This window comes from Phenylobacterium sp., from assembly GCF_004297125.1.
Lineage (GTDB): Bacteria > Pseudomonadota > Alphaproteobacteria > Caulobacterales > Caulobacteraceae > Phenylobacterium.
Genome location: NZ_SCVD01000039.1, coordinates 65,368 through 84,207 on the forward strand (window position 1 = coordinate 65,368; position 18,840 = coordinate 84,207).

Consider the following 18,840-nt stretch of genomic DNA (forward strand, 5'->3'; position numbering starts at 1 on the left):
CATGCACAACGCCAACAAGCCCCGTCTGTCCGAACTGCCCACCACGGGCCAGCTGCTGAAGTCCACGGTCCTGGCGGCCGGCGTGGCCGGCGCCCTCCTGGTCACGGTCGTGCTGCCCGCCGAGTATGGGGTCGATCCCACCCGCGTCGGCTCGGTGCTCGGCCTGACCGACATGGGCCGGATCAAGCGCCAGCTGGCCGCTGAGGCGGAGGTGGCAACCCGGGCTGAAGCCGCGTCGACGGCGCCGGCGCCGGCGGCGGCGCCTCCCGCTGCCGCCGGCGCCGCGGCGCCTGCCACGCCGGCGATGGGGGCGCGGTCGGACAGGACCGTGATCACGCTGAAGCCGAACGCCGCCGCCGAGATCAAGCTGGTGATGGAGGAGGGTGCGCGGGCGCGGTTCGTCTGGTCGAGCAGCGGCGGCAAGGTCAACTTCGACACCCACGCCGACCGTCCGGGTGTCAACTACCACGGCTACGGAAAGGGCTCCTCGCAGCGCGAGGCGGGCGAGCTTACCGCCGCCTTCACCGGCAGCCACGGCTGGTTCTGGCGCAACCGCACCGGCAAGACCGTGACCGTCACGCTGGAAACGTCCGGCGCCTACAGCGAGGTCAAGCGCGTGGTCTGACCGGCCGCGTCGGCCCGCCCGCGGCAAAGGACGTCGAGGAACCTTCGATGCTGAGCATCCTTTCCAACTTCACCTATCGGCGCCTGTTCCTGGCTCAGGTGATCGCCCTCGTCGGAACGGGCCTGGCCACCGTCGCCCTGGGCCTCCTCGCCTACGACCTCGCCGGCGCCGATGCGGGCGCGTTGCTGGGCGGGGCCCTGGCGATCAAGATGCTGGCCTACATCGGCGTGGGTCCGATCGTGAACGCCTTCGTGGACCGGCTGCCGCGCCGCGCTTTCCTGGTGGCTATGGACCTGGTCCGTGCGGCCATCGCGCTCGCGCTGCCGTTCGTCACCGAGATCTGGCAGATCTACGTCCTGATCTTCCTCCTGCAGTCCGCCTCGGCCGCCTTCACGCCCACCTTCCAGGCCGCCATCCCGGACATCTTGCCCGACGAGAAGGACTACACCCGCGCGCTCTCGCTCTCGCGGCTGGCCTACGACCTGGAGAGCCTCGTCAGCCCGATCCTGGCCGCCGCCCTGCTGACCCTGATCAGCTTCCACTGGCTGTTCGGCGGCACGGTGGTCGGGTTCCTCGCCTCGGCGGCGCTGGTGGTGTCCGTCGCGGTCCCGCAGCCCAGGCCCGCGCCACGGATCGGCGGGATCTATGCCCGCACGACCCGCGGGACCCGCATCTACCTGAAGACCCCGCGCCTGCGAGGCCTGCTGGCGCTGAACCTGGCCGCTGCGGCGGCCGGCGCGATGGTGATCGTCAACACGGTGGTCTACGTCCGCACCGTGCTGGGACGCGGCGCCGACGACGTGGCGCTGGCGCTGGCGGCCTTCGGCGGGGGCTCGATGGCGGCCGCGCTGGTGCTGCCGCGCGTGCTGGACCGGATCAAGGACCGCCCGGTCATGCTCGCCGCGGCCGGGCTCCTGGTGGCCGGACTGCTCGCCCTGGCGATGCAGGCGTTTTCCCCCGCCTTCGATCCGTGGGCGGCGCTGCTCGCGGGCTGGGCGGTCCTGGGGGTCGGCTACTCAGCCGTGCTGACGCCGTCGGGCCGGCTGCTGCGCCGCTCGGCGAACCCTGAGGACCGCAGCGCGCTGTTCGCCGCGCAGTTCGCGCTCTCGCACGCCTGCTGGCTCGTGACCTACCTCGTCGCCGGCCAGCTGGGCGCGCAGGCGGGCATGGGATGGACGATGATCGCGCTGGCGGGGCTGGCCGCCCTGGGCGTCCTGGCCGCGCTCGTGACCTGGCCGCGACGCGATCCTCAGGCGCTTACGCACGAGCACGCGGACCTTCCGCCGGACCATCCGCATCTGGCGGGTGCGCGGCAAGCGCACGCCCATGACTACGTGATCGACGATCTCCACCACGCCTGGCCCCGCGGATGACACGAGGATCGATGCGCCATCGCGTAACCGTAACCGTACTGAAACGGGCGCCCGGCGGTCGCCGTGCTAGCCAGGGTCACATGATGAGCCCGCGAACCGACGTGCGTGCGGTGTGCGCCGTGCTGATGATCCTGACCGGCCTGGCCTGGGCGGGCGCGGCGCTGGCTCACAACATCGGCGGGACGGACGCGGCCTTCGTCGCCGCCACCCGCGGGCCCGACCCGATCCCCTTCGCCTATCTCGGCGCCAAGCACATGGTGACCGGCTACGACCACCTGCTGTTCCTGGTGGGTGTGATCTTCTTCCTGTTCCGGCTCCGGCAGATCGCGCTCTACGTCAGCCTGTTTTCCCTGGGCCACTCGCTGACCCTGCTGGCGGGCGTGTTCTTAGACCTGCACGTCTCTCCGCACCTCGTGGACGCGGTGATCGGGCTGTCGGTGGCCTACAAGGCCTTCGACAACCTGGGCGGCTTCCGGACGCTGTTCGGGGTGCAGCCCGACACCCGCGTGGCAGTGTTCGGCTTCGGCCTGATCCACGGGTTCGGCCTGGCCACCAAGCTGCAGGCCCTGAACCTTAATCCCGACGGCCTGCTCGCCAACCTGGTGTCGTTCAACCTGGGCGTCGAGCTGGGCCAGATCCTGGCCTTGTCGCTGATCCTGGTGGCCATGACCCTCTGGCGACGCTCGCCGCTGTTCGCGCGGACGGCGGCGGGAGCGAACGTCCTGCTGATGCTGGCGGGCTTCGTCCTCGCCGGCCAGCAGCTGGCGGGATACATCTTCGGTGGAGCGGTGACATGAGCGCAAACGAGCAACCGGGCCGGCCCATGGCGAAGGGGCGGCTCCTCCTGGCGACGCTCGGCGCCCTGGTCCTGGGGAGCCTGATCGTGCTGGGCGCGATCCTGCCGGCGGAGTTCAACAGGGACCCGCTGGGCTTCGGCAAGCTTTCGGGGCTCTCGCGTCTCTGGGCGCCCGAGGACCAGCAGGTGGACACCACGGCCGGGGCGGCGCGGGCGCGCGAGTACGAGGCCAGCTTCCGCAGCGATGTGATCGAGATCCCGCTGGGCGACTTCATGGCCGGGGCCGACAAGTCCGAGCTCGAGTACAAGGTGCGGATGAAGAAGGACGCCACCCTGATCTACTCCTGGGAGGTGGTCGGGGCCAGCGACGCGCGGGACTTCCGCTTCGACCAGCACGGCCACACGACGCCGAAGCCGGGGGAGGCGATGGCCGTCTCGACCTGGAAGCAGGCCTTCGGGCTCAAGCAGAACGGCGCGCTGACCGCGCCCTTCGACGGCATCCAGGGCTGGCAGTTCTCCAACTCCGGCGAGAAGCCCGTGGTCGTGCGCCTGAGGTTGGCCGGTTTCTACGACCTCGTGCCCGCGGGCCAGCCGGGCAACGAGGCGGGCATCGTCCCAAACGCGCCGGCCGCGGCGGCTCGCCCCGAGGCCGCGTCGGCCCAGACGGCGAATCCCTGAGGCGCCGCCGCCGCCTGGCGCGCCCGAACGGTCGCCTCGTCGAAAAGCAGGGCGCGGAGCACGCCGCCGGAGACCGGTCCCGACGGCGCGAACGCGGCGGGGACGCCGGGGGCCGTGACAAGCGCGCCGCCCAGAGGGAGGGCGAACGGCGGCTGGCCCGGAAGGCGCAGGTGCGGCCGTCCCACGCCGATCATCACCCATATCGCGAACGCCTGGTCATCGGCCCCGTCGGCGCCCGGAGGGGCTGCGCCGGCCGCGTCCCTGTCCGCGAACCAGGGCGTGGTGATGCGGGTAAGCCTTGCGCCGAACGCCGCGCGGACCGCGGGCAGGACGCGGCGGCCGATGCAGGTCGCGGTCGCGCCCTGAAGCAGGGGGTCGCACAGGTGGTCCTGGAACGCGCCGCCCAGGGTCTCCGTGCGCAGCCGCCCGCACAGGTCGGCCGCGAAGACGTCGTCGATCCGCAGGGCGCGACGGGGTCCCTGCGCGGCGGGCGGCGAGGGCGTCCCCGCAATCACCGGCCCAGCGGCGCCGCCCGCGCCTCGGGTTCGTCAGGAGCGGGATCCGCGAGACCCGCGGTGGCGGCGCGGAACAGCTGCACGGGGTCCGCGCCCAGGGACGTGGCGATCACGAAGAATTCGAGCAGCTCGACGCGGCGCTGTCCGCGCTCGATCATCGAGATGTGCGACGGGCATTTGCCGATGCGCGCCGCGAGCTCGCGCTGCGGGACGCCGGCCCTGCGCCGCGCCCGGATCAGCGCCTCGCGAACCGTGCGGTAGGCCGGGCTGAACACCGGGCTCGGCTGGCGCGAGAAGGCCATCGCCTCAGTGCATCAACTGGCCGAGGAAGGCGCGCGTCCGCTCATGGCGCGGCGACTCGAAGAAGGCGTCGGGTTCGGCGCTCTCCACGATCTGCCCCTGGTCCATGAACACCACCCGGTCCGCAGCCTGCCGGGCGAAGCCCATCTCGTGGGTCACCACCAACATGGTCATGCCGTCGTTGGCGAGGCCGATCATCGTCTCCAGCACCTCCTTGACCATCTCCGGGTCCAGGGCCGAGGTCGGTTCGTCGAAGAGCATGATCTTCGGGTCGAGGCAGAGCGAACGCGCGATCGCGACGCGCTGCTGCTGGCCGCCCGACAGCTGGCCCGGGTACTTGTGCGCCTGTTCCGGGATGCGGACCCGCTCGAGGAGGGCCATGGCGCGCGCTTCCGCTTCGGCGCGGTTCTGTCGCGCCACCGAGACCGGCGCCAGGACGCAGTTCTCGAGCACGGTCAGGTGCGGGAACAGGTTGAAGCTCTGGAACACCATGCCGACCTCGCGGCGGATGGCGTTGAGTTGCCGCGGTTCGCTGCCCGCGCGCACGCCGTTGACGACGATCTCCCCGTCTTGGTGCCGCTCCAGCTGGTTGATGCAGCGGATGAGCGTGGACTTGCCGGAGCCCGATGGCCCGCAGATCACGATGCGCTCGCCGGGCGCCACGCGGAGGTCGACACCGCGCAGCGCATGAAAGTCGCCGAACCACTTGTGCACGCCGCGCAGTTCGACGGCGCTGTCCGCCGGGGCGGAGGTCTGGGCGAAGCTCATGGGCGGCTGGCCTTGTTGCGGCGCTCCATCGCCTCGGCGAACCGGCCGAAGCCGAAGCAAAGGACGAAGTAGATGGCGCTGATGAACACGTAGGTTTCGATGGCGGGCGAACTCCAGGCGGGGTCGGCGAGCGCCGCCTTTCCGGAGCTGATCAGGTCGAACAGGCCGACGACCAGCACCAGGCTGGTGTTCTTGATCATGACGATGATGGTGTTGGTGAGCGCCGGGATCGAAATGGCGATGGCCTGCGGCAGCACCACGAGGCGCTGGGTGCGCCAGTACCCCAGCCCGAGGGCCGCCGCCGCCTCGTACTGCCCCTTCGGCACGGCCTGGAGCCCGCCGCGGATCACCTCGGCCATGTAGGCCGCCGCGAACAGCAGGAGCGCGATCAGGGCGCGCATCAGCTTGTCCGGCAGCAGGGCCTCCGGGACCATCAGCGGCAGCATGATCGAGGCGATGAACAGGATGCTGAGCAGCGGCAGGGCCCGGGTCGCCTCCACGAACACCGTGCAGAGGGTGCGGATCGCCGGCAGGTCGGAGCGGCGGCCGAGCGCGAGCAGGACGGCCAGTGGGAAGCCGCCGCCGATCGCCACCACGGTGAGGATCAGGGTGACCGGCAGCCCGCCCCATTCGGCGGTGGGCACGGGCGTCAGCCCGAGCACCCCGCCGCCCATCAGGATCTGGATGGCGAGGAGCATGACGAGCCAGATGACGCCCAGGCGCGGGCGCCACGCGCTCGGGCGCACGGACCAGGCGAGCAGGGCCAGCAGGCCCAGGCAGACGAGCGCCGGACGCCAGCGTTCGTCCAGGGGGTAGATCCCGAACAGGATCTGGCTGTGCTTGGCGATCACGAAGCTCCAGCAGGCCCCGGCCGCGGCGCGGCAGGTCTCCGGCGTGGCCGGCAGGACCGCCGCGTCGAACACGGCCCAGCGCGCCAGCGGCGGAACCGCCCAGACCAGGACGGCCGCCACGAGAAGCGTGAGCGTCGCGTTGAGCGGGGTATCGACGAGGCGGATCAGGCCCGTGGGCAGCCACGACGGGCGACGCACCGGCGCGATCATGCGGGAGGCGTCGGTCATCTCAACGCTCCCGAAGCGCGACGCGGCGGTTGTAGAGGTTCAGCGCCGCCGAGATGCTGAGGTTGATGGCGAGGTAGACGGCCACGATGATCAGCGTCCCCTCCACCGCGTGGCTGCTCGTGTTGATGAGCGTGCCCATGATGGTGAGGAAGTCCGTATAGCCGACCGCCAGGGCCAGGGTGCTGTTCTTGACGATGTTGATGTACTGGCTGGTCATCGGCGGCAGGATCGCGCGCAAGGTCTGCGGGATGATCACCAGGTGCAGCGTCTGGGCATAGCCGAGCCCGAGCGCGCGCGCCGCCTCCCACTGGCCCCTCGGCACGGACTGGATGCCGCCGCGGACGATCTCGGCCACGAAGCCGGTCGTGTAGAGGGTCAGACCGAGAAGGATGGTCGCGAGCTCGGGCGTGAGGGTCGCCTGACCGGCGGCGTTGAGGGCCGGCACGGTCAGGCCGCGCATGGTCAGGGTCGCCGGGCCGAGCTGGAGCACCGCCTCGGGCGGCAGAGCCTGGCTCCATAGGGTGTAGATGAAGATCAGCAGCAGGATGGGCGGGGTGTTGCGCACGCCCTCGACCCAGACCTGGGCGAGTCGGGCGACGAGGGGGTTCTCGCTCAGGCGGGCGATCCCGAGGAGCAGCCCCAGCCCGGTGGAGCCCACGCACACGATCGCGGATACGAAGAGGGTGTTGACGACGCCGACGGCGATCGCCCAGAGAGCTATGTCCTCCGGACTGAAGGGCAGGACCGTCTCGGCCACGCTGAATCCGGCGCGCTCCACCAGGAAGTCGAGGCCGAGCGGCAAGCCGCGGGCGCGCAGGTTCTCGAGGGTGGTGACGGCGACCAGGGCCAGGGCCCCGAGCGCGGCCGCCACCGCGAGGCCCTGCAGGAGCCAGGCCGAGGCCCGTCGGGTCGAGGGGGGCGTGCGCGCCATCACGAGGTCCGCCAGGGCCATGGGCTCAGTCCCACGGGAACGGGAACATCAGGCCGCCGTCCGTGTACAGCCGGTTCAGGCCGCGCTCAGCCTTGATGGGGGTGCCGGCGCCGAGGTTTCGCTCCCAGATCTCGCCGTAGTTGCCGACCTGCTTGATCACATTGTAAGCCCAGCGCGGGTCGAGGCCGATCACCCGGCCGAACGCCGGATCCCCGCCCAGCACCCGCTTCACGTCCGGCGGCCCGTTCTTCGCCTTGTCGTCGACGTTGGCCTGGGTGATGCCGTTCTGCTCGGCCCAGAGCAGGACGTTGACCGTCCAGCGGACCACGTCGAACCAGCGGTCGTCGCCGCGCGGGATCGCCACGCCATTGGGCTCCACGCCCGAGCCGACTGTGAGCGGCAGGTGCTCGGCGGGGTTCTTCGCCACGATCGCGATCTGGCTCCGCGCCGACAGCCCGTCGGTGATGTAGCCGTCGCAGCGACCAGCCAGGTAGGTGTCGCGCGCCGTGATCGTGGAGTCGAAATAGACCCGGGTGAGCTTGATCCCGTTCTCGGCCTCGACCTCGTCGAGCGCCTTCTCCGTGAGGCTGCCGCCGCCCTGCAGGCAGATGGTCCGGCCGCCCAGCCCGCCGGGCTCGGTCACGCCCAGCGCCTTGCGCACCACGATCGCGTCGCGGTCGTACATGGTGACGGCGACAAAGCGCATGGCCAGATCGCGGGTGAAGGTGACGGTGGTCGTGCGCGACAGCACGTCGATCTCACCGGTCTGCAGCGCCGGCAGGCGCTGGGCGGCGTTGAGCGGCGTGAACTGGACCTTGGCCGCGTCACCCAGCACCGCGGCGGCCAGCGCACGGCAGACGTCGCTGTCGAAGCCCCGCCACACGCCCTTCTCGTCCGGGCGCGACAGGCCAGGCACGCCCTGGCTGCCGCTGCAGTTCAGGTGGCCGCGGGTCTTGATGCGGTCCACCACGCCCTCAGTCTTGCCGGCTGGCGGCGAACAGGCGGCGAGCGCGGCGGCGAGGGCCGCGGCGGCCAGCCAGATCGTCTTGCGTCCCATCAGCCAATCCCCTCTTGAGCTGCGGTGGCCGCCAGCGGCGCGAAGGCGCGGCGAAGGTCGGTGAGCAGGTCTTCCACGTTCTCGAGCCCGGCGCTGAACCGCAGGACCGGACCGACGTGGCTGGCCGGCGTCACGGTGCGCGGCGGAACCTGCCGCATCGCGGCCACGACGCTGTGGGTCCCGCCCCAGCTGGCGCCGATCGCGAAAAGCTCCAGTGACTCTACGCAGGCGTCGAGCCGCGCCCTCGCGGCATCGTGAACATAGACGCTGAACAGCCCCGAGCCGCCGGCGAAGTCGCGCTTCCAGGCGTCGTGGCCCGGCGTCCCGGGCCGCGCAGGATGGCGCACCTCGGCCACCCAGGACTGCTCGGCGAACCAGGCGGCCAGGTGGGTCGCGGTGGCCTCGCTGCGGTCGAGGCGGACTGCCAGCGTCTCCAGGCCGCGCAGCACCAGGCTGGCGTCGTCGGCCGAGACGCCGCAGCCCATGAAGCGGGAGACGTCCTTCAGCCGCCGGTAGAGCGCTTCGTCGCGGACCGCCAGCGACCCCATGATCACGTCCGAGTGGCCGCTCAGGTACTTCGAGGCGGCGTTCATGGAGACGTCGACGCCGTGGTCGAGGGGCCGGAACCGCAGCGGGGTCGCCCAGGTGTTGTCGGCCGCCACCTTGGCGCCGTGGCGATGGGCGCGGGCCACCAGGTCCGCCACGTCGGGCGTCTCCATGGTCACCGAACCGGGTGCCTCCAGCCAGAGGAGCGGCGTGTTCGGCCCGAGCAGGCGATCGACCGCGTCCGGCCGCATGGGATCGTAGAACTGGGCCTCGATGCCCAAGCCGTCGAGGAAGTCGGCGGCGAACGGACGCAGGGTCTCGTAGCCGTTGTCGGGGAAGAGCACGCGCGAGCCGGTCCTGGCGAACGCCAGGGTGGTCAGCACGATGGCTGCGAAGCCGGACTGCACCACCAGGCACTTCTCGGCGCCTTCCAGACGCGCGATGCGTTTTTCGAGGGTCCGGGCGGTGGGCGTGCCGTAGAGACCGTAGGAATAGCCGTCGTAGATGGCTTCGCGCCGGCTCTGGTAGGCCTCCACAGTCGGGAAGACAACGGTGGATGCCCGGTGCACGGCCGGCGTCAGGCTCCGGAACGGCGGGTCGTCGCCGTCGCGTCCGTAAACGCAGTGGGTGTCGTCGTGCATGGGCGTCCTCTCCTTCCACGATGGTTAGGGAGCGCCCGGAAGAGGATCAATTGCATAGATATCGCGCTACCATGCGCTGATGTTATAGGGCGGCATGAACCTCACGCTCATCGAGTGCTTCAACGCAGTGATGAAGACCGGCTCGACCACGGGCGCGGCCAAGGTCCTCGGCATTTCGCAGCCGGCGGTGAGTCGGTCGCTGAAGCGCCTCGAGGACACGACGCGACTGAAACTCTTCGAGCGGTCCGGCCCACGCCTTGTTCCGACGCCGGAGGCGGAGCTTCTGCACCGCGAGATCGTGGATACCTATGTCGGCCTGGACCGCATCCGCCAGGCGGTGGCGCGCATCCGGGCGTCCGGCACGGGCGCCCTGCGCGTGGCCAGCTCCGCGGCCCTGGGGCTCAACTTCACGCCGGCGGTGCTGCGCCGGTTCCTGGCCAGCCGCCCTGAGGTGCGGGTAAGCCTGGAGATCGCCAACTCGACGATCGTCCGCAACCTGGTGGCCAGCGGCAGCTACGACATCGGGCTGTGCGCCGACGAGATCGACACCGCGAACCTCGTCGCGCGGCCGTTCATGGTCACCCCGGGGATCTGCGTCATGCGGCGCGACCATCCGCTGTCGGCCGAGGCCATCATCCGGCCCGAGATGCTCGACGGTCAGCCGGTGGTCTCGTTCCCTCCCGAGGATCGGGTGCGAAAGCGCTTCGACGAGGTGCTGGCGCAGGCAGGGGTCCAGCCGCGCTTCGCGGTCGAGACCCAATTCGGCGCGGTCGTCTGCGAATTCGTGCTCCAGGGGCTGGGCCTGGGCCTCGTCAACTCCCTGACCTACCTCTCCGGCCGCTTCGAAGAGGCCGGTCTGGTCGCCCGTCCCTTCGAGCCGGCGGTCACCTTCGAAAACCTGATGATCCTGCCGCCGCACCGCGCGCGCTCGCGCATCCTCGACGAGCTTGTGCGCCTCCTGGTCGCCGAGTGCGGTCAGATGGAAGCGGCCTGCTTCGCCCGCTTCGGTGGCGAGAAGCCGGCCCCGCCGGTCAAGTCTGCAAAGGCTCGCGCACCGCGAAGACCGCGCTGACCTCCACGGGGACGCCGAACGGCAGCGTGGCCACGCCCACGGCGGCGCGGGCGTGGCCGCCCGCCGGTCCCAGGACCTCCACGAGCAGGTCCGACGCGCCGTTGATCACCTCCGAGTGCGCCTCGAACCCCGGGACCGCGGCGACGAACCCGGAGAGCTGCAGGCAGGCGCGCACGCGCCCGAGATCGCCGCCCAGCGCCTGGCGCAAGACGGAAAGCACCGCCAGCGCGCAGGCGCGCGCCGCGGCCTTTCCGGCCGCCACATCGATTTCGTCCCCCACCTGCCCGCGGATCAGCTGAGCGCCGTCGCGCGGCAGTTGCCCGGAGACGTAGGCCAGGCCCGCATGCAGGACCACGGGCCGGTAGGCGGCCGCGGCGGCTGGCGGCGGGGGGAGATCGATGGCGAGCTCGCGCAGCCGCGCGTCGATGGCGTTCATCGGAGGATCCGTCGGGCAAGGAGGACGGGCGCGCCGTCCCGACCGGACCGCGCGCCCGGGGACCGGGGCGGGGGAGGCGCGCGCCGGCGTTAGAAGCGGTAGGCGGCCTTCACGTAGTAGAAGCGGCCACCCACCCCGTAGGGGGCGATGTAGGCGAAGGGGAAGATGCCGGCGTTGTCGGCGCCGTTCGTGCCCGCCGCGACGCTGGCCGCCGTCGAGGCGATCTGGTGCTCCGGGTACCTGTCGAACAGGTTGGCGACGCCGGCGGTGACGCTGGCCTGCTCGGTGACGTCGAACTTCACATCGAGGTCGAAGATGATGTCGGCGCGGAAGGTCTGCACGAGGTCGCGGTTCGCCGAGCCCGGGGCGGTCGGCGAGAGCCGCACCGTGTAGCCCGGGATGAGGGCCGCGACCTGGGCCGGCGTGCGGTTGGTGAGCGAAACCTGCTCCACCTCGCCGTAGCGGGTGGCGGTCGCGTTGACCGTCCAGCGATCCCGTTTCCAGGTCAGGTTGACGGTCTCCTTGTCCTGCGGCGTGCTCTTGGCGAGCCGGATCTGCTGGGTGAGGTCCACGAGCGGCGCGGTGATGCCGAAGGCGGCGATCTCCGGCGGCGCGCCGTCGATCCGATCGAAGGTGGTCTCGGTGACGTTGGCGGCGAGCGTGGCGGTGAGCGAGCCCAGGTCGCCGAGGTCGTGGCGGTAGCGCAGGGTCACATCGACCCCCTTCGTGGTCGTGTCGACGCCGTTGGTCAGGTAGCTCGCCGCGGCGATGCCGGAGAAGCCCTGCGACGCCAGGAAGTTGGTCAGCGCCGTGCTCTGGAAGTTCGAGGAGATGACGATCCGGTCCTTCAGCTTGATCCGGTAGGCGTCGACCGTCGCGGAGAGCCCGCCGCGGTTGAAGACCAAGCCGACCGACAGGTTGTCGGACTTCTCGGGCTTCAGCGGCTTGGCCCCGATCAGCGGCGCCACAGGATCGTTGACGGACACGATCCGCACCTTCAGCAACTGACCGTTGACGAAGGTGAAGTCGCTCTGGCTGTAGAACGACTGCGCGAGGGCCGGGGCCCGGAAGCCGGAACCGACGGTGCCGCGAAGGGCGAGGCCGTCGGCGAGTTCGAAGCGTCCGGCGAACTTGTAGTTGGTGGTCGTCCCGAAGTCGGAATAGTCCTCGTAGCGCAGGGCGGCGGAGAGCTGCAGCCGATCGCCGAAGTCCTTCTCGACCTCCGCATAGATCGCCTTGCTGTCGCGCTCGCCGGGGATGATATCGGAGGGCGAGACCCCGACCGCGGACTGGATGCCCACGGGGGCGGGCCGGCCGGCGTTCGGGCCGTCGAGGATCGGGACGCCGCCGTTGGCGTAGCTGGCCGGCTCGCCGGCCTTCAGGCGATACCACTCCTTGCGGTACTCCAGGCCCGCCGCGAAGCGCAGCGGGCCGGCGCCGCCAAGGTCGAACGCGCGGCTCACGTCCAGGTTGGTGGTCCACTGGCGAAACTTCGCGCCGCCGCGCAGCACCGAGGTCGGGCTCGCCGCGCCCAGCGAGGCGTTGACCGAGTTCGTGACGCGCAGCCGGTCCTCCGAGACGCCGTAGACGCTGGAGAGGTCCCATGCGAAGCCCGCGAGGTCGTCGCCTCTCAGGCCCGTGGCGAACGAGGTGTTCTCCAGCCGGGTATGCTGTTCCGGCCGGAAGCCGTTGGGGAAGATCGAGCGGACGGTCTCGTCCTGGCCGGGGCGGCGGATGAAGTTGAAGCTGACGCCGTCCAGGCGGTTGTAGCCGCCGAAGGCATAGGCGGTGACTGCCGCCGAGAGCGGCAGCTCGGCGTTGAAGAACACGGCGGCGTTTTCGTAGTCCGGTTCGCCATACAACCAGTTGTCGCGGTCGAAGGTGGCCTCCCGCGGGTCGAGCGTCCCGTTCGCCGGTGTGAGCCCGACGCCGGAGCCGAAGTTTCCGGACGGGAGCACGAGACCGCCGGTGGCGTTGGTCCCGAAGTACTGCTGGCGGGTGTCGAGCCGCGCGCGGTCGGTGTGGCCATGGTCCTGGTAGGCCGCGGTGATACGCACCACGCCGTCCTCGCCGAACGCGAAGCCCTGGGCGGCGGAGACCTGGATGTCGCGGCCATCGCCCTTGTCGGTGACGCCGTAGCGGCCCTGGGCTGCGAACCCCTTGCTGCGGTCGAGCTGCAGGTTGATCACGCCGGCGATGGCGTCGGACCCGTACTGCGCGGCGGCGCCGTCGCGCAACACCTCGACGCTGGAGATGGCGAGCTGGGGAATGGCGTTGAAGTCATAGGCGACGTCGCCGCGCCCGATCTGTTGGTTGGCGTTCAGCTCGGCGTTGGTGTGCCGCCGCTTGCTGTTCACTAGCATGAGGATCTGGCCGGTGGAGAGCCCGCGCAGGGTCGGCGGGGTCAGGAAATCCAATGCGCCGGCCGCGGTCGGCCGGGGCGTGCTGAAGCTGGGCACCGTCACCTTGATCTGCCCCTGGAGATCGCTGGCGCCGGTCTTGGCGAGGTCCTCGCTGGAGACCGAGTCGATGGGACTGGGCGAGTCCGTAACCACCCGCGGCCCGAAGCGGGAGCCGGTGACCACCACCTCGCCGATCGTGGACGTGTCGGCCTCGGCCTGGGCCGACGCCGAACCCGGCGCCGCCAGCATCCCGATCGCCGCCAAGGCTGCGCAGGACACCGTAGTCCGGAGCTCCAGCTTTCCCCGCATGTCTTCATCTCCCCTCACGCCCCGCGAGCGGTCGCAGCCGGCGTCCGAGGGAGAGCGCACCATGCCAGGGGGCTGACTTCAAATGCGCATTGACCGCACCATTATGCATGTGGGTTATCTCGGATTGAGGCGCCCCGCCTGTCCGGCGACGGGTCGACGGGACTCTTCCCGGCTGTGCCGCTGCTTCGCAGCGGCGGACCCAGAGCCGATTGGCCGAGCGGACCGCCATGATTCCCAGATCGTCCGCCACGAGGCGGAGAAGCATGTGCCGCGGCTGGAGGTTGCCTTCCGCATTGCCGGGCGTTCGCTGCGGCCCTGGGGGAGTCCTGCAGCGATTGGACCAATCTTCCCGAGCGGGAAGATTTGTAGGTGTCCGGAGCCGACCCACAGGGCGCGCGGTCAGTCCTTCGGGCGCCTGCCATCGGCCGCGCGAAGCTGCGCCCGGCCGGCCTCGGCCAGTTGCTCGTAGAACTGCAGGTGAGCATCCAGCACCGTGAGCGGGTCGACGGCAGCGACGGCGTCCTGCATCTCGTTGTCGAACTCATCGACGGCGCTCGCCTGCACGAGCATGAACTTGTTGTGCGCGAAGACGTGGGCGATCCGGGGCTTGCCCAGGTGGAACGCCGCCAGGATCGCGAAGTGGTCGAGCTTAAGGATGTCTGCGAACAGGCGAACGCGGGCGAGCAGCAGGCCGGTGCGGCCGTTCTCGAAGTCCTGATACGCCCGCGGTGAGATGCCCATCCGCCCGGCCATCTCAGGAGACCGCACGCCGCGCATGACGCGAAGTGGCTTGAGGATAAGCGGGGCAAGCTCAGCATAGCCGAACTCATCCAAGCCCTTCGCAACCATAGCAACTGTCCTGTCACGAACGCGACTTATCGTGGAGTAAGCGGCGTGGCGCGGGGGATCAAGCGTGTCCACGCGCACTTTGCGCGGGACGGTAGTCCAGTCACTTGGAGATGGCGGAATTCCTGCCGCACGGCTTCGCGCCGGCGTCCTTGCGCCTTGCTCCTGCCATCGCCGGAGGCACGATCTGAAGCTGCTGCCGTCGCAAACCGGCAGATTTTCTGCCGACAACTAGAGGTTCTTCTTCTGAGTATTCAAAAATAGAAATCAACGACTGTTATCGGCGGAACATTAGAGGTCGGGACCGCTTCTTTTGGTGTGAATATCGCGAGAGGCTAACCTCGTTGGGCGTAGGTCTTCGCATTGTGTCGGCCGCGGGTGGACTGCTGCTTGGACTCCAGGCTGCAACGCAGTTCGTGGGTTGGACCTTCGCATGGTCGCCCATGCTTGGGCGCGGCGTGCAGGCCGGACCCGATCTGACGCTCTATCCGCCCTGGCGCATCCTGGTGTGGCGGCGTGAGTTTGCCGCTGAAGCGCCGCGCGTCTTCGCCTCCGCCGGTTCGGTCATCCTCCTCGCCGTCGCTGGGGGGCTTGGCCTGGCCGTGGTTCTCGACGGCCAGAGCGCGTCGATCCGCCGGACGCGAGGCTGGGGCGGACGCGGCGACGCGCGATGCGCGGGCCTGTTCGCGAAGGCCGGCTGCGTCCTCGGCGAAATCGGCGGACGCGTGCTGATCACCGCGGACCTGCGACCGACGCTGGTCACCGGCGGCACGCGGAGCGGCAAGGGCAGAGGCCACGTCGTCCCGAGCCTGCTCAGCTGGTCCGAGAGTGTCATGGTCCACGACCCCAAGGGCGAGCTTTGGACCGTCACGGCCGGATGGCGCGCCGGCTTCTCGCACGTGCTTCGGTTCAACCCCCGCGATCTGCAGTCGGCGCGATGGAATCCGCTGGCTGAGATCCAGCCCGGCGCCGCCGAGCTCGCTCAGGTGCAGCGCCTCGTGGCGATCCTGTCCGATCCCGGCGGTGTCCGCGACGAGGAGGCCATCTGGGACAAGTCCGCGTCCGAGATCCTCGAGGCGGTGATCCTCCACGTCCTCTACGCGGCGGAGGACACGGCCAAGACCTTGCTGAAGGTCCGCGAGCTGCTCGCCGATCTCGACGAAGCGGCCGAGGTCATGCTGCGGACCCAGCACGTCCGGGATGCGGACGGCGAGCCGCAGACCCACCCCTTCATCCGCACCGCCGTGAAAGGCTACGCCGCCATGCACGACCGATTCCGGACCTCGGTGCAGGGCACGGCCCGATCCTACCTGAAGTGGCTTGCCGGCGACGACGTTGAGCGCGCGCTGTCGGCGTCGGACTTCACGGTGGGAGACCTCATGTGCGCGGACGCTCCGGTCAGCCTCTATGTCCAGCTTGCGCCGGCGGACGCTGCCGCACTGAAGCCGCTGGTGCGGCTGCTGTTCTATGCCGCCGCCCAGTCGCTGACGGCCCACGAGGGGACCGACGCTTCGGGCCGCGCCAAGCGCCACAAGCTGCTGATGGCCATGGACGAGTTCCCGCTGCTGGGCCGCGTCGAGTTCTTCGAGAAGAGCCTGCGGCTGATGAGCGGCTATGGGTTAAAGACCATGTTTGTGGCCCAGAGCCTCAACGACATCGTCGAGACCTACGGACCCAACAACACCATCCTCGACAACTGCTTCGTCTACACCTCGTTTGCGGCGCTCGATCCCCTGACGCAAGACAAGGTCTCACGTCTCACCGGGACGATCGCGGAGACCCGGACCAGCCGCAGCGGCCCGGCCGGCCTCGGCGCGGGACGCAGCTCCGTCTCGCGCTCCGAGGTGGAGCGACCGCTCCTGGAACCCGGCGAGATCCGCGCCCTTCCGGACGACGAGCAGCTCGTCTTTGTGGCGGGCCAGAAGCCACTGCGCACCCGCAAGGTTCGCTACGACGCGCGCGAACCCTTCCGCCGTCGCGCCGCGATCGTCGCGCCGACCGGGGGGATCGACGCGCCAGGCCGCCCGACACACCCTTGGGCCGGCCGCCGCGCCCTGGGCGAGGACGCCAATGCCGCACTGCCCCGTTTCAAGGAGGCCGTGGCCGCCATGGACGACCGCAAGGCGGCGGCCCGGGTCGCGGAAATCTACCAGAAGGCAGCCGAGGATCTGGCGGCGCAGGACGCGGTCCTGGATCATCTGCAGGGAGGCCGCCGTGGCCAGAGCTGACGAGAAGCCCACCCCGCGCGTACAGGTCTATTTCGAGAACCCGAAGACCGAGCTCGCCTTGCGGCGGGAAGCGCGCGCGAACCGGATGACGCTGAGCCGCGCCGCCGAGCAGGCCATTTCGCGAGGCCTGCAGCGCCGTCCGGCCGCGGACCCCGAGGACCGGCTGCTGGCGCTCGATCGCGCGCTTCGTGATCACATGCGCGCCACCGCCCGCGACATGACCATCGTCCAGGAACTGCTGGTGGAGTTCGCGCGCGCGTTCTTCGCGCGCCTGCCCGACACGGCGGCGGACCAGGACCCACTGCTGCGGGCCGCGGTCGAGGCCCGCATCGGGCGCCTGCTGGACGCCGCCGCGGCGCGGATCGTGGCCGGCGGAACGCGCACGACGGACGAGGCGACCGCCGCCGAGCCACGGTCGTTCTCCACGGCCGCCGAATGACCGCGGAGGCGCTGGCCCAGGCCCGTCGGCGCGAGGCGCTGGATCATGCCCTGGGCGATGTGGTGCTGCGGGCGCTGGCCGACCCGTCAGTGGTGGAGGTGCTCGCCAACCCCGATGGCCGCCTCGTCATCGACCGCCTGGGCGCTGGGCGCGTGGACGCGGGCGCCGCGCTCACCGCCCAGGCCCGTGAGCGGGTCATCCGACTGGTGGCCGACTATGTCGCCGAGCCAATCACCCGCGAGGACCCCCGGTTGTCCGGCGTGCTCCCCTCCGGCGAGCGGTTCCAGGGTTTTCTGCCGCCGGTCTGCGCCCAGCCTGCCTTTTCGATCCGCAAGCGGCCGGCCATGGTGTGGTCGCTGCAGGACTACGTCGAGACCGGCGTCCTGTCCGAGGCCCAGGCCAACCTCCTCAGGGCGGCTGTCCGCGAGCGCCGCAACATCCTCATCTCGGGCGGCGCCGGTTCGGGCAAGACGACGCTTGCCAACGCGATCCTGGCTGAGCCGGCGTTTGCCGCAGACCGGGTGTTCGTGATCGAGGACACGCCGGAACTTCAGTGTTCGGCCTGGGACCTCGTGGGGGTTCTCACGCGCCGCCATCCCAAACCCATCTCCGTCGCGGACCTCGTGCGCGATGCGTTGCGCATGCGGCCCGACCGCATCGTGGTCGGGGAAATGCGCGAGGGGTCCGCCGCTCTGGAAACCCTCAAGGCCTGGAATACCGGCCACCCCGGCGGGGTCTCGACGATCCATGCGAATTCGGCCCGCGAGGCCCTGAGCCGCCTCGAAGACCTGCTGCAGGAAGTGGTGGCCTCGCCGTCGCCGCGGATGGTCGCTCAGGCCGTGGACATCCTCGTGCACATCGCTCGAACCCGGACAGGTCGATCCGTCGAGGCCGTGCTGGAGCTCAGAGGCCTGGACGCCACGGGCTACGTGCTTTGTGGCGCGACTTAGGCCCCGAACAGACCAAAGGTTGTGGAAGAGGCGGCAAAGCATCCGGCGCGCGCCATTTGCCAATTTCTCGCCTGTCGGCGCAAGTCGTCAAAGACGTGGCAGCAACTCATCGAGACGTGCCGGAAAGTTACGCAAAACATGTGACTAAGTTGTTCAAGACGTTCGGATATTGTCTTCCACAACCCTGTTGACAACTCCAATTCAGATGCGCTTGGATTGCAACTATAGCGCGACAACGCGCTGAGGATTGCACGAATGCGCAAGATATTCTCACGCGGCCTTTCGGTCGCGACGGCGGCTTGCGGCCTGGCGATCGCGGGTCCGGCTCTGGCGGGTGGCGCCGGCATGCCCTGGGAAGGGCCGCTGCAGCAGATCGTCGAGTCGGTCACCGGACCGGTGGTCCAGGCCGCCGCGGTGGTGGCGGTGGTCATCTTCGGCGCCGGGATCGCTATGAGCGAGAGCGGGTCGGGCATGCGCCGCGGCCTCGGCATCCTCTTCGGCCTGTCGATCGCCTTCGCCGCCTCGACCTTCTTCCTGGACTTCTTCGGCTTCGCCGGCGGCGCGGAGATCGGGTGATGTCGGACGCGCTCCATCGGGAAGGCTGGGACGTGCCGGTGGCTCAGGGGCTCGCCGAGCCCGTGTTGCTGGCCGGCATGCCGCGTGACTACGCGATCGTCATGGGCACGGTGGCGCTGGTCCTGGGACTGGCGCTGCGCATCTGGTGGCTGGGCCTGCTCTGGTGGGCCGCGGCCCATGCGCTGGGGCTCTACGTGGCCCGCACCGACAAGCGCTTCTTCGACGTCCTGCGCCGCCATCTGGGGCGGGCCGGCCACCTGGACGCGTGAGGCC

Annotated in this window: 20 protein-coding genes; 10 read left to right on the forward strand and 10 right to left on the reverse strand. The window is 70.1% G+C overall.

The window, feature by feature from the left end:
- The first annotated feature begins 1 nt into the window (after window position 1).
- From EPO51_RS25040 to EPO51_RS25055, 4 genes are all read left to right on the forward strand, one after another.
- Entirely contained in the window at window positions 2-625 is a 624-nt protein-coding gene (locus EPO51_RS25040; RefSeq protein WP_293356379.1) for a transmembrane anchor protein, read from the forward strand.
- A gap of 47 nt (window positions 626-672) precedes the next feature.
- The gene (locus EPO51_RS25045) at window positions 673-1,998 is read left to right on the forward strand and encodes an MFS transporter (RefSeq protein WP_293356382.1); all 1,326 of its coding nucleotides are present in this window, start codon (window positions 673-675) and stop codon (window positions 1,996-1,998) included.
- Between the two features lie 83 nt (window positions 1,999-2,081).
- Entirely contained in the window at window positions 2,082-2,795 is a 714-nt protein-coding gene (locus tag EPO51_RS25050) for a HupE/UreJ family protein (protein ID WP_465246638.1), read from the forward strand.
- Window positions 2,792-3,472, forward strand: coding sequence for a hypothetical protein (locus EPO51_RS25055; protein WP_293356388.1), 681 nt, complete (start codon window positions 2,792-2,794; stop codon window positions 3,470-3,472). The genes EPO51_RS25050 and EPO51_RS25055 overlap by 4 nt, the downstream gene beginning before the upstream one ends.
- Here the strand turns inward: EPO51_RS25055 and EPO51_RS25060 are convergent.
- The 7 genes from EPO51_RS25060 to EPO51_RS25090 are packed head-to-tail and all read right to left on the reverse strand — an operon-like array spanning window position 3,361 to window position 9,309.
- The gene (locus tag EPO51_RS25060) at window positions 3,361-3,987 is read right to left on the reverse strand and encodes a hypothetical protein (RefSeq protein WP_293356391.1); all 627 of its coding nucleotides are present in this window, start codon (window positions 3,985-3,987) and stop codon (window positions 3,361-3,363) included. The two genes, EPO51_RS25055 and EPO51_RS25060, sit on opposite strands and share 112 nt — an antisense overlap.
- Window positions 3,984-4,289: a helix-turn-helix domain-containing protein gene (locus EPO51_RS25065; protein ID WP_293356394.1), complete on the reverse strand. Its 306-nt coding sequence runs from the start codon at window positions 4,287-4,289 to the stop codon at window positions 3,984-3,986. Before EPO51_RS25065 ends, EPO51_RS25060 begins: the two co-directional genes overlap by 4 nt.
- Before the next feature lie 4 nt (window positions 4,290-4,293).
- Window positions 4,294-5,055 carry an amino acid ABC transporter ATP-binding protein gene (locus EPO51_RS25070; protein ID WP_293356397.1) on the reverse strand — a complete coding sequence of 254 codons (762 nt, stop codon included), beginning with the start codon at window positions 5,053-5,055 and terminating at the stop codon, window positions 4,294-4,296.
- A complete protein-coding gene (locus EPO51_RS25075) occupies window positions 5,052-6,134 on the reverse strand; it encodes an amino acid ABC transporter permease (RefSeq protein ID WP_293356400.1) in 1,083 nt (360 codons plus the stop codon). Before EPO51_RS25075 ends, EPO51_RS25070 begins: the two co-directional genes overlap by 4 nt.
- A 1-nt stretch (window position 6,135) precedes the next feature.
- Window positions 6,136-7,086, reverse strand: coding sequence for an ABC transporter permease subunit (locus EPO51_RS25080; RefSeq protein WP_293356403.1), 951 nt, complete (start codon window positions 7,084-7,086; stop codon window positions 6,136-6,138).
- Between the two features lie 4 nt (window positions 7,087-7,090).
- On the reverse strand, window positions 7,091-8,122 hold the full coding sequence (locus tag EPO51_RS25085; RefSeq protein WP_293356405.1) for a transporter substrate-binding domain-containing protein: 1,032 nt from the start codon (window positions 8,120-8,122) through the stop codon (window positions 7,091-7,093).
- Entirely contained in the window at window positions 8,122-9,309 is a 1,188-nt protein-coding gene (locus EPO51_RS25090; RefSeq protein WP_293356408.1) for a trans-sulfuration enzyme family protein, read from the reverse strand. The genes EPO51_RS25085 and EPO51_RS25090 overlap by 1 nt, the downstream gene beginning before the upstream one ends.
- 94 nt (window positions 9,310-9,403) lie before the next feature.
- On the opposite strand from EPO51_RS25090, the gene EPO51_RS25095 reads away from it, so the two are divergent.
- The gene (locus tag EPO51_RS25095; protein ID WP_293356411.1) at window positions 9,404-10,381 is read left to right on the forward strand and encodes a LysR substrate-binding domain-containing protein; all 978 of its coding nucleotides are present in this window, start codon (window positions 9,404-9,406) and stop codon (window positions 10,379-10,381) included.
- On the opposite strand, the gene EPO51_RS25100 is transcribed toward EPO51_RS25095, so the two are convergent.
- The 3 genes from EPO51_RS25100 to EPO51_RS25110 form a co-directional block, all read right to left on the reverse strand.
- Window positions 10,341-10,817 carry a RidA family protein gene (locus EPO51_RS25100; protein ID WP_293356414.1) on the reverse strand — a complete coding sequence of 159 codons (477 nt, stop codon included), beginning with the start codon at window positions 10,815-10,817 and terminating at the stop codon, window positions 10,341-10,343. The two genes, EPO51_RS25095 and EPO51_RS25100, sit on opposite strands and share 41 nt — an antisense overlap.
- Window positions 10,818-10,906: 89 nt before the next feature.
- Window positions 10,907-13,528, reverse strand: coding sequence for a TonB-dependent receptor plug domain-containing protein (locus EPO51_RS25105; protein ID WP_293356417.1), 2,622 nt, complete (start codon window positions 13,526-13,528; stop codon window positions 10,907-10,909).
- A gap of 399 nt (window positions 13,529-13,927) precedes the next feature.
- Window positions 13,928-14,269: a hypothetical protein gene (locus EPO51_RS25110; RefSeq protein WP_293356420.1), complete on the reverse strand. Its 342-nt coding sequence runs from the start codon at window positions 14,267-14,269 to the stop codon at window positions 13,928-13,930.
- A 548-nt stretch (window positions 14,270-14,817) separates the two neighbouring features.
- Between EPO51_RS25110 and EPO51_RS25115 the strand changes: the two genes are divergently transcribed.
- The 5 genes from EPO51_RS25115 (at window position 14,818) to EPO51_RS25135 (ending at window position 18,836) form a co-directional block, all read left to right on the forward strand.
- Entirely contained in the window at window positions 14,818-16,602 is a 1,785-nt protein-coding gene (locus EPO51_RS25115; RefSeq protein WP_293356423.1) for a type IV secretory system conjugative DNA transfer family protein, read from the forward strand.
- Complete coding sequence (locus EPO51_RS25120; RefSeq protein WP_293356426.1) at window positions 16,589-17,041, forward strand: hypothetical protein; 453 nt, start codon at window positions 16,589-16,591, stop codon at window positions 17,039-17,041. Before EPO51_RS25115 ends, EPO51_RS25120 begins: the two co-directional genes overlap by 14 nt.
- A complete protein-coding gene (gene trbB / locus EPO51_RS25125; protein ID WP_293356429.1) occupies window positions 17,038-17,991 on the forward strand; it encodes a P-type conjugative transfer ATPase TrbB in 954 nt (317 codons plus the stop codon). The genes EPO51_RS25120 and trbB overlap by 4 nt, the downstream gene beginning before the upstream one ends.
- 255 nt (window positions 17,992-18,246) lie before the next feature.
- The gene (locus EPO51_RS25130) at window positions 18,247-18,567 is read left to right on the forward strand and encodes a TrbC/VirB2 family type IV secretion system protein (RefSeq protein ID WP_293356432.1); all 321 of its coding nucleotides are present in this window, start codon (window positions 18,247-18,249) and stop codon (window positions 18,565-18,567) included.
- A complete protein-coding gene (locus EPO51_RS25135) occupies window positions 18,567-18,836 on the forward strand; it encodes a VirB3 family type IV secretion system protein (RefSeq protein WP_293356435.1) in 270 nt (89 codons plus the stop codon). The genes EPO51_RS25130 and EPO51_RS25135 overlap by 1 nt, the downstream gene beginning before the upstream one ends.
- The last annotated feature ends 4 nt before the right edge of the window (window positions 18,837-18,840 follow it).

Excerpts from the sequence above, each read along its gene's own strand:
- EPO51_RS25040 (WP_293356379.1), top strand. The coding sequence starts at position 2 with ATGCACAACGCCAACAAGCCCCGTCTGTCCGAACTGCCCACCACGGGC.
- EPO51_RS25045 (WP_293356382.1), top strand. The coding sequence starts at position 673 with ATGCTGAGCATCCTTTCCAACTTCACCTATCGGCGCCTGTTCCTGGCT.
- EPO51_RS25050 (WP_465246638.1), top strand. The coding sequence starts at position 2,082 with ATGAGCCCGCGAACCGACGTGCGTGCGGTGTGCGCCGTGCTGATGATC.
- EPO51_RS25055 (WP_293356388.1), top strand. The coding sequence starts at position 2,792 with ATGAGCGCAAACGAGCAACCGGGCCGGCCCATGGCGAAGGGGCGGCTC.
- EPO51_RS25065 (WP_293356394.1), bottom strand. The coding sequence starts at position 4,289 with ATGGCCTTCTCGCGCCAGCCGAGCCCGGTGTTCAGCCCGGCCTACCGC.
- EPO51_RS25070 (WP_293356397.1), bottom strand. The coding sequence starts at position 5,055 with ATGAGCTTCGCCCAGACCTCCGCCCCGGCGGACAGCGCCGTCGAACTG.
- EPO51_RS25075 (WP_293356400.1), bottom strand. The coding sequence starts at position 6,134 with ATGACCGACGCCTCCCGCATGATCGCGCCGGTGCGTCGCCCGTCGTGG.
- EPO51_RS25080 (WP_293356403.1), bottom strand. The coding sequence starts at position 7,086 with ATGGCCCTGGCGGACCTCGTGATGGCGCGCACGCCCCCCTCGACCCGA.
- EPO51_RS25085 (WP_293356405.1), bottom strand. The coding sequence starts at position 8,122 with ATGGGACGCAAGACGATCTGGCTGGCCGCCGCGGCCCTCGCCGCCGCG.
- EPO51_RS25090 (WP_293356408.1), bottom strand. The coding sequence starts at position 9,309 with ATGCACGACGACACCCACTGCGTTTACGGACGCGACGGCGACGACCCG.
- EPO51_RS25095 (WP_293356411.1), top strand. The coding sequence starts at position 9,404 with ATGAACCTCACGCTCATCGAGTGCTTCAACGCAGTGATGAAGACCGGC.
- EPO51_RS25100 (WP_293356414.1), bottom strand. The coding sequence starts at position 10,817 with ATGAACGCCATCGACGCGCGGCTGCGCGAGCTCGCCATCGATCTCCCC.
- EPO51_RS25105 (WP_293356417.1), bottom strand. The coding sequence starts at position 13,528 with ATGCGGGGAAAGCTGGAGCTCCGGACTACGGTGTCCTGCGCAGCCTTG.
- EPO51_RS25110 (WP_293356420.1), bottom strand. The coding sequence starts at position 14,269 with ATGGGCATCTCACCGCGGGCGTATCAGGACTTCGAGAACGGCCGCACC.
- EPO51_RS25115 (WP_293356423.1), top strand. The coding sequence starts at position 14,818 with ATGCTTGGGCGCGGCGTGCAGGCCGGACCCGATCTGACGCTCTATCCG.
- trbB (WP_293356429.1), top strand. The coding sequence starts at position 17,038 with ATGACCGCGGAGGCGCTGGCCCAGGCCCGTCGGCGCGAGGCGCTGGAT.
- EPO51_RS25130 (WP_293356432.1), top strand. The coding sequence starts at position 18,247 with ATGCGCAAGATATTCTCACGCGGCCTTTCGGTCGCGACGGCGGCTTGC.
- EPO51_RS25135 (WP_293356435.1), top strand. The coding sequence starts at position 18,567 with ATGTCGGACGCGCTCCATCGGGAAGGCTGGGACGTGCCGGTGGCTCAG.